12 protein-coding genes are annotated in these 11552 nt (G+C 59.8%); 4 read left to right on the top strand and 8 right to left on the bottom strand.

Features of this window, described 5'->3' with window-relative positions:
• Nucleotides 1-48: 48 nt before the first annotated feature.
• The gene (locus HMPREF1144_RS18440) at nt 49-351 is read left to right on the top strand and encodes a DUF2755 family protein (RefSeq protein WP_009653569.1); all 303 of its coding nucleotides are present in this window, start codon (nt 49-51) and stop codon (nt 349-351) included.
• Here HMPREF1144_RS18440 and HMPREF1144_RS18445 read toward each other — a convergent pair.
• The 3 genes from HMPREF1144_RS18445 to HMPREF1144_RS18455 form a co-directional block, all read right to left on the bottom strand.
• Nucleotides 348-1454, bottom strand: a complete 1107-nt coding sequence (locus HMPREF1144_RS18445) for a DUF1615 domain-containing protein (protein WP_009653549.1) — start codon at nt 1452-1454, stop codon at nt 348-350. The genes HMPREF1144_RS18440 and HMPREF1144_RS18445 overlap by 4 nt on opposite strands.
• Before the next feature lie 18 nt (nt 1455-1472).
• The gene (gene sbmA / locus HMPREF1144_RS18450; protein WP_009653560.1) at nt 1473-2693 is read right to left on the bottom strand and encodes a peptide antibiotic transporter SbmA; all 1221 of its coding nucleotides are present in this window, start codon (nt 2691-2693) and stop codon (nt 1473-1475) included.
• 117 nt (nt 2694-2810) lie between these two features.
• Nucleotides 2811-3323 carry a cysteine hydrolase family protein gene (locus tag HMPREF1144_RS18455; protein WP_160741885.1) on the bottom strand — a complete coding sequence of 171 codons (513 nt, stop codon included), beginning with the start codon at nt 3321-3323 and terminating at the stop codon, nt 2811-2813.
• A gap of 220 nt (nt 3324-3543) precedes the next feature.
• On the opposite strand from HMPREF1144_RS18455, the gene ampH reads away from it, so the two are divergent.
• The 3 genes from ampH (at nt 3544) to HMPREF1144_RS18470 (ending at nt 7703) form a co-directional block, all read left to right on the top strand.
• Entirely contained in the window at nt 3544-4704 is a 1161-nt protein-coding gene (ampH, locus tag HMPREF1144_RS18460) for a D-alanyl-D-alanine-carboxypeptidase/endopeptidase AmpH (protein ID WP_009653608.1), read from the top strand.
• Nucleotides 4705-4810: 106 nt separating this feature from the next.
• Nucleotides 4811-5785, top strand: a complete 975-nt coding sequence (gene hemB / locus HMPREF1144_RS18465; RefSeq protein WP_004848143.1) for a porphobilinogen synthase — start codon at nt 4811-4813, stop codon at nt 5783-5785.
• Between the two features lie 199 nt (nt 5786-5984).
• Nucleotides 5985-7703: a lysophospholipid acyltransferase family protein gene (locus HMPREF1144_RS18470; protein WP_009653599.1), complete on the top strand. Its 1719-nt coding sequence runs from the start codon at nt 5985-5987 to the stop codon at nt 7701-7703.
• A 73-nt stretch (nt 7704-7776) separates the two neighbouring features.
• Here the strand turns inward: HMPREF1144_RS18470 and HMPREF1144_RS33890 are convergent, their stop codons facing one another.
• Genes HMPREF1144_RS33890 through tauA form a run of 5 tightly spaced genes read right to left on the bottom strand, consistent with a single transcriptional unit; the run spans nt 7777 to nt 11312 of the window.
• Complete coding sequence (locus HMPREF1144_RS33890) at nt 7777-7899, bottom strand: hypothetical protein (protein WP_004848139.1); 123 nt, start codon at nt 7897-7899, stop codon at nt 7777-7779.
• Entirely contained in the window at nt 7899-8750 is an 852-nt protein-coding gene (gene tauD, locus HMPREF1144_RS18475) for a taurine dioxygenase (RefSeq protein WP_009653577.1), read from the bottom strand. Before tauD ends, HMPREF1144_RS33890 begins: the two co-directional genes overlap by 1 nt.
• The gene (gene tauC / locus HMPREF1144_RS18480) at nt 8747-9574 is read right to left on the bottom strand and encodes a taurine ABC transporter permease TauC (RefSeq protein ID WP_004848136.1); all 828 of its coding nucleotides are present in this window, start codon (nt 9572-9574) and stop codon (nt 8747-8749) included. The genes tauD and tauC overlap by 4 nt, the downstream gene beginning before the upstream one ends.
• Nucleotides 9571-10338, bottom strand: a complete 768-nt coding sequence (gene tauB / locus HMPREF1144_RS18485) for a taurine ABC transporter ATP-binding subunit (protein WP_004848135.1) — start codon at nt 10336-10338, stop codon at nt 9571-9573. Before tauB ends, tauC begins: the two co-directional genes overlap by 4 nt.
• Nucleotides 10339-10349: 11 nt before the next feature.
• On the bottom strand, nt 10350-11312 hold the full coding sequence (gene tauA, locus HMPREF1144_RS18490) for a taurine ABC transporter substrate-binding protein (RefSeq protein ID WP_004848133.1): 963 nt from the start codon (nt 11310-11312) through the stop codon (nt 10350-10352).
• Nucleotides 11313-11552 lie beyond the last annotated feature (240 nt).

Genomic DNA, 11552 nt, shown 5'->3' on the forward strand with positions numbered 1-11552 from the left:
TACGTCGCCGTGGAAAAAACGGCAAGAAAGTGAAGTACGGAGGTCAAGATGGCAGAGTTCACCTTTGCAAAGACCGTCAACGGCGGCAAAAAGAGGGGCTCTCTCACCGGCAGCAACATCGCTTACGCTCTGTTTGTGCTGTTTTGCTTCTGGGCCGGTGCGCAAATGCTGAGTATGCTGATCCACGCGCCCGGCGTTTTTGAGCATCTGATTCAAATGCAGGACAGCAGCCGCCCGCGGGTCGAGATTAGCCTGGTGGTCGGTACCCTGTTCGGCCTGATTCCCTTCCTGGCGGGCTGCGTGCTCATTGGTATACCTGGGCTGATATTCCGCTGGCGCAGCCGCCGCTAACGGCGCGCCATACAGCTGGCCCGCCGGTCGTCAACGCGTTTGGCAAACCAGGCGGTCGTCAGGTTACGGGTGATTTTCGGGCTCTCAAGCTGAATGCCCGGCAGCACCTCCCGCGGGAGCGCTTTGCCGGCTTTCTTATCGGCGATGCGAAACACCTGCTTATAGAGATCGCTCTCTTCAAACGCCAGAGTATCGCCCTTCTTTAACTGACGATGGATATCATCATCGCTCATTGCCAGCTGTGAGGATAACCGGCGCACCGCCAGTTCGGTGGTTCCGGCCTCGTCGCTATCGTAGCGAATCAAATCGCCATCCAGCGCCAGCTTCACGCCCGTCGCTTTTGCAACGGCGTTCTGGAAGGCGGCGTTGCGGCTGGCGTACCATCCGGCGTTGAAATCGGCAAAACGGTACAGCGGTACGCTGTAGTTCGCCGGATAGTTCAACAGATGATATGTGCCGAACCACAGACCGCCGCGCAGGCTGAACACCTCCTGGCGCACGGTACCGTCGATTTTCCACGGGTAGCCGTCGGTATGCTGCTCGGCGAAGGCGATGCTGACCTGCATCGGGCCGCCGGTATGCACCGGGTTCAGCGAGCCGAACAGCTTCTGCCCCATCGGCACCATGCCGATAAAATCATCGAAAATCGCGCTCAGCTGCTTTTCGGTTTTCACGCTATCGAGGCGTTCGCTATAGCTTTTGCCGTTGGGCGATTTGATTTTCAGCGCGGTATGCACCAGAAAAACCGGGATATGCATTTTCTCCGCCCGGCGGTCAATCTCCTGCCAGGCGATTTTGTTTAGCCCGGGCACCGCCGGGTCGGCCTGATAGTTGGATTCCTGCTGCGCCACCGCCAGCACCGAACAGACGTTCTCTTCCGTCGGCGCCAGCTTCTGGCTGGCAAAGGTTTTGGCGATGGCCTGCGCCCAGGCCTCGCGATCTTTCACGCTGGCGGGCATTTTCTGCCGCACCACCGCGGCAACATCAATCGCCTTTTCGCCCTTTTTCAGCACCGGCTCCGGCTTGCTGGAGCAGGCGGTGAGGACAATCCCTGCCAGTAGCGTCAGGGTGAGAGAAGTGATTCTGGATTGCGCTACCGGCATGGTTCATCCTTGTGTTGATCAACTTAATGTTTGCGTCACGGTCTGCAGCTCTATGCCATCCAGCTCGCGCTCGAAGCTGCGCAGACGTTTGTAGATAGACATCAGCTCAACCAGTGTAGTCCATGAGCTAATCAGATACTGGAACGAACCGCGAACCTGGCCAAAGACGTTGGTGATCTGGGTCATCAGGCCCAGCGTAATCGTACCGGCAACAATCGACGGAAACAGCAGGAACAAACCGAAAACGTTATCCACCTGCAGATACAGAATACGGGCGATATTGAAATACATGTAGTGGAAATAGAGGCGGAAATAGTTGCGGCGCACGGCGCCAAACAGCTCACGCACCGTCGGCGGCGTCGCGCGGTTGGCGTCATCTTCGCCGTACACCAGCTCTTTACGATAGGCGGCCTCAACGCGCTGGTTTTTGAACTCCAGGCCGGGCAGCTTGATCCCCACCACCGCCAGCAAGCCGGTACCCATTAACGACCAGATGATGGCGGCAATCACCAGGCCGTAAGGCAGGTGGCCGACAATCGGTAAATCCGGGACGTGCGCGGAGAGCGTCACCAGCACCGGCAGGAAGGCGATAAGGGTCATCACCGCGTTAAGGAAGCTGACGCCCATGCTCTCCAGGGTGGAAGCAAAGCGCATGGTATCTTCCTGCACACGCTGCGCGGCGCCTTCGATATGGCGCAGATGCTGCCAGTGCGCCATATAGTGTTCGTTCATGGCGGTACGCCAGCGGAAAACGTAGTGGCTGACGAAGAAGTTGTTCATTACCCCGATGACCACCGCGATAAGCGCGATGCCGAGAAAGATGCCAATCTCCTGATAAAACTGGTTAATGCTGACCTTATGCGGCGTCGCCAGCGCGGCCTGAATAAGATCGTAGAACGGGGCGTACCAGGCGTTTATCGCCACCCCGACCTCGACCAGAAACCAGGTGACGAAAATAATCAGCGAGGTGCCGAGGATCGACCAGTACTGCCAGCGGTGGGGGCTGTAAATAAACCAAAAGAGGGCGAAAACGCCCACGCAGAATACGTAGAACGCGTAGAACACCAGGTAGTTGAGCGACCAAAAGCGCGCCGCGCTAATCGCCACTTCCTGGGATGCGCCGGTGACCCGCAGCAGCCAGTCGCCGCCGCCCGCCTGCCAAAAGATCACCGCCAGCAGCGACCAGATAAAGGCAGAAATAAAAAACGGCCCCGGTTTGGGGAAAAAGGATTTAAACATCATGCTCTCCTGCTAACTTCTTTTTCGTTTTGCTGTGCTGTGTACCACAAAGACGCCCGCCGCAAAGCCGTCGCAGCGAAGCAAAGTGGGCGGATGATGAGACCGGATATCAGCAGCTTAGTTCGCCGACCATCCGTTCAGAATTGTTTCTGTCGATTTCACCTGTAAAGGATTGCCCGGAACGGTCAGCGTACGCCACACCTCGTTGTAGTGGGCGATCAGCGTGACGGCCTGCGCCGCCGGGCGGTTGGCTGTGGTATGGGCATCTTCAGCGACGGTAATCGCATAGCCCCGGCTGGCGCCGTTTTTGATGGTGGTATCTACGCAGTAGTCGGTGGCGCAGCCGCAAATCACAAACTGAGTGATGTGATGTTCGCGCAGCACCTCTTCCAGGCGGGTGCGGTAAAAGGCGTCGCAGGCGGTCTTGGTCACGAACAACGCGCCTGCCGGCTGGTGCAGTTCAGGCAGCAAAGCAAAACCTTCGCTCCCCTCTTCCAGACCACCCTCTTCGCAGTGCTGAATGAAGATAACGGTATCCGCGGCGTTTATCAGGCGGTTAATTTGCGCCGCGCAGCGCTCGCGCTCAATACGCGGCGTCGCGAAAACGCCGTTTTGCATATCCACTACCATCACTACCCGTTTCGCCGCCATCGCCTCTTGCCACCCATGTTTAGCCAAAACGAGTATCATACGCGCCCGCAGGCGAAAGCCGCTATCCGAAAGCAAAAAAAGGATTTTTTACGCCAGGTTACGTTTTTCCGCACAGAATGGCGTTATTAGCACTTTGCTCGGCGGCGCTTCGTAGTATAAATACGCTCTATATTTTTCTTCACCATGATGGATGCCCCCGTTGAAACGTAGTCTGCTCATTTTTGCTGCGCTGTGCGCGGCGTCGTTGACATCGGCCCAGGCCGCGCAGCCGAGCGTCGACCCGGAATTCGCTGCGGATGTTGTCGACCGTTACGCTAACCATATCTACTACGGCAGCGGCGCGATAGGCATGGCGCTGGTGGTTATCGATGGTAACCAGCGCGTATTCCGCAGTTTCGGCGAGACGCGCCCGGGCAATAATGAGCACCCGCAGCTCGATTCGGTGATTCGCATCGCCTCCCTGAGCAAGCTGATGACCAGCGAAATGCTGGTCAAACTTCTCGACCAGGGCGTGGTGAAGCTCAACGATCCGCTGAGCAAATACGCCCCGCCGGGCGCGCGCGTGCCGACATATCAGGGAGCGCCCATTACGCTGGTGAATCTGGCGACCCATACCAGCGCCCTGCCGCGCGAGCAGCCCGGCGGCGCGGCGCATCGTCCGGTGTTCGTCTGGCCGACGCGCCAGCAGCGCTGGAACTGGCTCTCCACGGCAACGTTAAAAGCCGCGCCGGGTTCGCAGGCCGCCTATTCCAATCTGGCGTTCGATTTACTCGCCGATGCGCTCTCTACCGCCGCGGGCAAGCCCTGGCCACAGCTGTTTGAAGAGCAGATTACCCGTCCGCTGGGGATGAAAGACACCACCTTTACGCCTTCGCCCGATCAGTGCCGGCGCCTGATGATCCCGGAGAAAGGGGCCAGCCCGTGCAACAATACCCTGGCGGCCATCGGCAGCGGCGGCGTTTACTCCACGCCTGGCGATATGATGCGCTGGATGCAGCAGTTCCTCTCTTCCGATTTCTTCACCCGCGGTCAGCAGGCGGACCGGATGCAGACGCTCATTTATCAACGCAGCCAGCTGACGAGGGTGATCGGGATGGACGTGCCGGGCAAAGCCGATGCGCTGGGTCTCGGCTGGGTCTACATGAAGCCGAAAAACGGCCAGCCGGGCATTATTCAGAAGACCGGCGGCGGCGGCGGTTTTATCACCTACATGGCGATGAACCCGCAGGCTAACGTCGGCGCCTTCGTGGTGGTGACCCGCTCTTCATTGACGCGTTTCAACAACATGAGCGACGGGATCAACGAGCTGGTCAGTGAATTAAGCGGCGTCCGCACCGGAATTGAGACCGCCAGCCAGTAACCTGTTGGGATGTTTTGCCGACGATAGATAAGGATCGTTTTGGCGAAACATCCCGCCGCCAATTGAGGTAAACTCGCTTTTTTCATTTCACAAAATCAGGCAAACCATGACAGATTTAATCACTCGCCCTCGCCGACTGCGCAAGTCCGCTTCGCTACGTGCCATGTTTGAAGAGACAACACTGAGTTTGAACGACCTGGTGTTGCCGATCTTTGTTGAAGAAGAAATCGACGATTACAAAGCCATCGAAGCGATGCCCGGCGTGATGCGTATTCCGGAAAGACACCTGGCGCGCGAAATCGAGCGCATTGCCAACGCCGGTATCCGTTCGGTGATGACCTTCGGGATTTCCCATCATACCGATGCCGTTGGCAGCGATACCTGGAATGAAAACGGCCTGGTGGCACGCATGTCCCGCATCTGTAAAGAGGCGGTGCCGGAGATGATCGTGATGTCCGACACCTGCTTCTGCGAATACACCTCCCACGGCCACTGCGGCGTGCTGTGCGACCACGGCGTCGATAACGATTTAACCCTTACCAACCTCGGTAAGCAGGCGGTGGTCGCCGCTGCCGCAGGCGCGGATTTTATCGCCCCGTCCGCCGCGATGGACGGCCAGGTGCAGGCCATTCGCCAGGCGCTGGACGCCGCCGGATTTACCGATACGGCGATTATGTCCTACTCCACCAAGTTCGCTTCATCGTTCTATGGTCCGTTCCGCGAAGCCGCGGGTACCGCGCTGAAAGGCGATCGTAAAACCTATCAGATGAGCCCGATGAACCGCCGCGAAGCGATTCGCGAATCGCTGCTGGACGAAGCCCAGGGCGCCGACTGCCTGATGGTCAAACCGGCCGGTCCCTATCTCGATATCCTGCGCGATCTGCGCGAGCGCACCAACCTGCCGCTCGGCGCGTACCAGGTGAGCGGTGAATACGCGATGATTAAGTTCGCCGCCCAGGCCGGCGCTATCGATGAAGAGAAAGTGGTGCTGGAAAGCCTCGGCGCAATCAAGCGCGCCGGCGCGGATCTGATCTTCAGCTACTTCGCCCTCGATCTCGCCGAAAAGAAAATCCTGCGTTAATTCGGCTATTACTGTTCCCCGGTCGCGCTACGCTTACCGGGGCTACGGGTTCACCACCGTATGTGGGCCGGTAGCCCGGGCAAGGCGTCAGCCGCAACCCGGGGAAATAAGCTCCCGCCAATCCCAAATCTTCACTCAACTGTAATCTGAGCGACATCTGCGCCTTCTACTGTCTGGGCAGGACGGAGGAGGTGCCGCTATGTTTAGTCTCGACAATGTCATCGATGACCTGTGGCCTCAGGCAAAGCCAGCGCTCTGGCAGAAAAAGGTGCTGAAAAAGCTCCTGCATGAGGAAGAGTTTCAGCAGTTTGCCGCGCGCCATCATCACCTGAAAGGACTGGATACGGTCGAACAGGTGCTCGAACATCTTAATATCCGCTGCGCTATCCCGGCGCACGATCTCGAACAAATCCCCGAACATGGCCCGCTGGTCATTATCGCCAACCACCCCACCGGTACGCTTGACGGCCTGGCCCTGCTCTACGCGGTGTCCCGCGTGCGCCGCGACGTCAAAGTGGTCACCAACCGCATGCTGACCCACCTTGAACCGCTGAGCTCGCTGTTTATTCCGGTCGATAATATCAACGGCCGAACCGCCAAAGCGGCGCTGCAGCAGATGGACCTCCAGTTGCAAAACGGCGGCGTGCTGATTTTCTTCCCGGCGGGTGAAGTTTCACGCCTCACCCGGCGCGGTATTCGCGATAAAAAATGGCACTCCGGATTTATTAAGCTGGCGGCGAAATACCGCGCCCCGCTGCTGCCGGCGTGGATCCGCGCGCGCAACAGCGCGCTGTTTTACGCCAGCACGCTGATTTCCGATAGCCTGCCGCTGCTGCTGCTGATGCAGCAAATGTTTCGCCGCCGCAACGGCAGCCTGCCGGTTAATTTCGGCCAACAGATTGCCTGGTCAAGCTGGTTCGATCCTCAGCGTTCTGTTCGCGAGCTGACCGAACGCTGCTATCGCCACCTGGAGCTGCTGGCAAAAGGGCAGCCCGGCGTATTTAAAAGCGAAAGCGCTATCGCCCGACCCGAAGACCGCGCCCTGCTCAAGCGCGAACTGGGACGGGCGGAAACGCTGGGGCGCACGGCGGATGGCAAAGTGATTTATCTCTGGCAGCGCCGCGGCCAGGAAGATGCGCCGGTGCTGCGCGAACTGGGCCGCCTGCGGGAAATCGCCTTCCGCGCGGTGGGCGAAGGCAGCGGCAAACGTCGCGACGTTGACGGTTACGACGACGACTATCTGCATCTGATTCTGTGGGATGAAGAAGACCTGGAAATCGTCGGCGCTTACCGCTTTATGCCGACCGCGATGCAGTTGGAAAAGCGCGGCCTGAACGGCGTCTATAGCTACAGCCTGTTCCATTACGACGCGCGCATGGACGATATTCTGCAGCACGGGATTGAGCTGGGGCGCAGCTTTATCCAGCCGCGCTACTGGGGCCGCCGCGGACTGGACTACCTGTGGTCCGGCATCGGCGCGTATCTGGCGCGCTATCCGCACTATCGCTATCTGTTCGGCCCGGTGTCGATTTCCGGCGGGCTGCCGCCGTCGGCGCGCGATCTGCTGGTCGCGTTCTATCGACTGTGGTTCCCGGCGACGCATCCGCTGGCGGAGTCGCGCCGCCCTTATCCGGCCTCGCTGCCCGATGTGCTGGCGCAGTTTGGCGGAGAAGATTACAACGACGATCTGGCGCGGCTGAAGTCCCTGCTCGGCAACCTCGGCTGCGCGATCCCGCCGCTGTATAAGCAGTACTCGGAAGTTTGCGAGCCGGGCGGCGTACAGTTTATCGATTTCGGCAGCGACCCGGATTTCAACAACTGCGTGGATGGTCTGGTGCTGGTGGACTTGACCTACCTGAAGGCGAACCGCTATCAGCGCTATATTGGGGTACATCTGGACGCGCAAAAATCGGCATAAAAGCTTTTTCCCGGAGGCGGCGCGTTTATCGTAGGTTGTTTCCCGGCTTGCGGCGCATTGCGCCTTAGCCGGGCTACGGGTTTACCGCTTTCTGCGGATCGGTAGCCCGGACAGGGGCGTTAAGCGCCGCCTCCGGGAAGCCACGTGCAATACCGCTTCCGATGTTCTCCACGGCGCGCGACCGGGCTACAAGCATTACCCCGCCCGATAATAGGGTTTATCCCCGAGAATCGTCGCCCGGTGCATAATGCGCCGCTGCGGCAGGTAATCGGCGTTGGCGTAGTGCTGGGTGACGCGGTTATCCCAAATCGCCACGTCGTTCGGCTGCCAGCGCCAGCGCACCTGGAAGTCCGGTTTGGTGATGTGGGCAAACAGGAAGCCGAGCAGCGCCTCGCTCTCTTTCTCCGTCACGTCAACGATGCGGGTGGTAAAGCCCTCATTGACAAACAGCGCCTGCTTCCCGGTCACCGGATGGGTGCGCACCACCGGATGCAGCAGCGGTGGATTTTTCGCCACCGCCTCCAGCCAGCGCTGATGCTCCTCTTCGCTTTTGCGATATTTATACTCCTGAAACGATTTGCGAAAATCATGCTCCGCGCGCAGGCCGCTTAACAGCTGGCGCAAAGGCGCGGAGAGCGCCTCATAGGCCGCAATGCCGCTGGTCCACAGGGTGTCGCCGCCGGTTGACGGCAGCTCTTTTGCCGCGAGGATCGCCCCGGCGGGCGGCGTCTCAATAAAGGTGACATCGGTGTGCCAGTTATCGTTATCCGGCGGATTATCGTCATGGGTATCGAGCACGATAATCTCATCCACGCCGGGCGCGTGCGGATAGACCGGATGAATATGCAGGTCGCCAAAGCGCAGGGCGAGCTCCCGCTGCTGCTCGGGAGTGATGTTCTGCTCGCGCAGGAACACCACCTGATGGCGCAGCACCGCGTGATACAGCTGCTCAAACTGGTTGTCGCTCAGCGGGCGGGTAATATCGACACCGGATACCTGCGCGCCAATATACGGCCCCAGCGGGGTAATGCTTAAACGTTCGCTCATTGTACTTCTCCATGCCAGGGCGTCAGGCGACGCTGCAGCGCGCGCAGCCCCAGTTCCAGTAAAAAGGCGATGATGGCAATCACCGCGATCCCGGCCAGCACCACGTCGGTGGCAAGGAACTCACCGGCGGACTGCACCATAAAACCTAACCCGCGGGTGGCGGCAATCAGCTCCGCGGCCACCAGCGTCGACCAACCCACGCCGAGCCCAATGCGCAGGCCGGTGAGGATCTCCGGCAGCGCGCCGGGCAGGATCACCAGCCACAGCACCTGCGCCCGGCTGGCCCCTAAAGATTGCGCGGCGCGAATGCGCACCTGCTGGGCACTCTTAACCCCCGCCAGCGCAGACATCGCCACCGGCGCGAATATCGCCAGGTAGATCAGCAGGATCTTCGAGGTCTCGCCGATGCCGAACCAGATCACCATCAGCGGTAAATAGGCCAGCGGCGGCACCGGGCGATAAAGCTCGATCAGCGGGTCGAGGATCCCGCGCACCGTGGGGCTCAGCCCCATGGCGATCCCCACCGGCACGCCGAGCAGTACCGCCGCCAGCAGCGCGATAACGATACGCGTCAGGCTCGCCGCCAGGTGCTGCCAGAGAGTGGCGTCCATAAAACCCTGCGGACCGGCAATAGCGATAAGTTTCTGCAATACCTGTCCCGGCGGCGGCAGAAACAGCGGACTAATCAGCTGCAGGGCGGCAACGGCCCACCAGATAGCCAGCAGTACCGCCAGGGTCGCCACGCTCAGGCTGAGCTGACGCGAGAGCGGCCAGCGCCACTTCAGCCCCCGCTGACGCGGTTTGTCATTGATGACCACGCTCATGAGAAAGCCTCCCGTTGTTCAAATACCCGGCTGAGGACGTATTCGCGCTGTTCGATAAACCGCGGGTCCGATTTAATGCTGCGGCAGGATTCACCGGCGACGAAGCGGCGGCCAAAATCGAGCGGAAGCCGTTCGAGCACCCGGCCCGGCCCCGGCGAGAGCAGTACCAGTTCGGTGGCCATAAACACCGCCTCTTCGATATCGTGAGTAATCAGCAGCACCTTCTTACCGGTCTCATGCCACAGGCTGAGCAACAGGGTTTGCATCTGCTCGCGGGTAAAGGCATCCAGCGCGCCAAACGGTTCATCAAGCAGCAGCAGCTGCGGGTTGGCCGCCAGCGCGCGGGCAATCCCTACCCGCTGACGCTGGCCGCCGGAGAGCTGCCAGATAAAGCGCTTTTCCGCTCCCTCAAGGCCCACTTTTTTCAGCATCTGCGCGGCGGTGGCCCGGCGCTGCGTTTTGTCGACTCCGGCCAGCTGCAGCCCGAGCGCGACGTTATCCTGCACGTTGCGCCACGGCAGCAACCCTTCGTGCTGAAACACCACGCCGCGATCGGCTCCCGGTCCTTCAACCCGCTGGCCTTCGAGAGTGATGCTGCCGTGCTGATAAGGCACGAATCCGGCAATCAGGTTCAGCAGCGTGGTTTTACCGCAGCCGGAGGGCCCCAGGACCACCAGCAGTTCGCCGCTGTCCAGCGTCAGGTTGATATCCGCCAGCGCCGGTTTACCGCCGTAATCGGCGGAAAGATGCGAGATTTGCAGCATCAAGACCTCCTTTACTTCACAAAACGGTCGGTGACGTACTGGCTGTAGTCGCTGCCGGCGGCGGGCACTTTGCCCTGCTCTTTCAGGAATTTAGCGGTGTCGATGATGGCTTTATTCACCGGTCCGTTCAGCTCCTGCGCCTGCTGGGCGGCGGTCAGGTAGGTATTACCTTTCACCAGCCCCGGGACGTCGGCTTCCGGTACGCCGCTTAAGCGCGCCAGCTTGCTGATGTTTTCCGGCTGCTTCAGCCACTCATCCGGGTTGGCGATATAGGGCTGCTGCGCGTCAATGGCGCTTTTGGCGAAGGCTTTGACGATGTCAGGATGCTTTTCGGCAAAGTCTTTGCGTACCACCCACACGTCCAGCGTCGGCGCGCCCCACTCGCCCACCTGCGACGAGTCGGTGAGAACCGTGCCGTCTTTTTCCAGCGCGTTAACCGCCGGCGCCCAGACGTAGGCGCCGTCAATGTCGCCACGCTGCCAGGCGGCAATAATCGCCGGCGGCTGCAGGTTGAGGATCTGCACCTGCCCCGGTTTAATCCCCCAGTGCTTCAGCGCCGACAGCAGGCTGTAGTGGGTGGTGGAGATAAATGGCACGGCGATGCGTTTGCCGATCAGGTCCTGCGGTTTGGTGATGCTCTTCTTCACTACCAGCGCTTCGGAGTTACCGAGCTTTGAGGCCAGCAGAAAGACTTCAATCGGCACCTGCTGGGTGGCGGCGACCGCCAGCGGGCTGGAGCCGAGGTTGCCGATCTGCACGTCGCCGGAAGCCAGCGCCCGCACGATGCTCGCGCCGCTGTCAAACTTGCGCCAGTCGACGGTCGCCCCGCTCGCTTTGGCGAAGGTGTTGTCCGCCTGGGCGACTTTCGCCGGCTCGGCGGAGGTCTGATACGCCACGGTAACGTTGACCGCCTGGGCCTGGAACGCCGCGAGCGCCAGCGCGGCAATGAGTGTGATACGCGATGAAAAAACCATGTTGTCTGCTCCCCTGTCTTGTTATGGGGGCAGTATTTCGTTGCGCCTGAATTTGATAAAGGAATTAAAACATCTTGCTAAGAACAAAGCGTTTTTAGAAAAAAAGCGGCAATGCTTATACACAAAATCATTCATGCTGCATCGAGGCGGCAAGGTTGTTCGTCCCCGGGAGCTGACATAAGTCAGTGACCGGGGCGGGCAAACGAAGCCAACAAAGAGGCAGCTTGAAGGATGAAGTGT

Origin of the sequence: Klebsiella sp. OBRC7 (assembly GCF_000293135.1) — a bacterium.
GTDB lineage: Bacteria > Pseudomonadota > Gammaproteobacteria > Enterobacterales > Enterobacteriaceae > Klebsiella > Klebsiella michiganensis.

Coding starts and splice junctions, on each gene's coding strand:
- HMPREF1144_RS18440 (WP_009653569.1), top strand. CDS start 49: ATGGCAGAGTTCACCTTTGCAAAGACCGTCAACGGCGGCAAAAAGAGG.
- HMPREF1144_RS18445 (WP_009653549.1), bottom strand. CDS start 1,454: ATGCCGGTAGCGCAATCCAGAATCACTTCTCTCACCCTGACGCTACTG.
- sbmA (WP_009653560.1), bottom strand. CDS start 2,693: ATGTTTAAATCCTTTTTCCCCAAACCGGGGCCGTTTTTTATTTCTGCC.
- HMPREF1144_RS18455 (WP_160741885.1), bottom strand. CDS start 3,323: ATGGTAGTGGATATGCAAAACGGCGTTTTCGCGACGCCGCGTATTGAG.
- hemB (WP_004848143.1), top strand. CDS start 4,811: ATGACAGATTTAATCACTCGCCCTCGCCGACTGCGCAAGTCCGCTTCG.
- HMPREF1144_RS18470 (WP_009653599.1), top strand. CDS start 5,985: ATGTTTAGTCTCGACAATGTCATCGATGACCTGTGGCCTCAGGCAAAG.
- HMPREF1144_RS33890 (WP_004848139.1), bottom strand. CDS start 7,899: ATGCTTGTAGCCCGGTCGCGCGCCGTGGAGAACATCGGAAGCGGTATT.
- tauD (WP_009653577.1), bottom strand. CDS start 8,750: ATGAGCGAACGTTTAAGCATTACCCCGCTGGGGCCGTATATTGGCGCG.
- tauC (WP_004848136.1), bottom strand. CDS start 9,574: ATGAGCGTGGTCATCAATGACAAACCGCGTCAGCGGGGGCTGAAGTGG.
- tauB (WP_004848135.1), bottom strand. CDS start 10,338: ATGCTGCAAATCTCGCATCTTTCCGCCGATTACGGCGGTAAACCGGCG.
- tauA (WP_004848133.1), bottom strand. CDS start 11,312: ATGGTTTTTTCATCGCGTATCACACTCATTGCCGCGCTGGCGCTCGCG.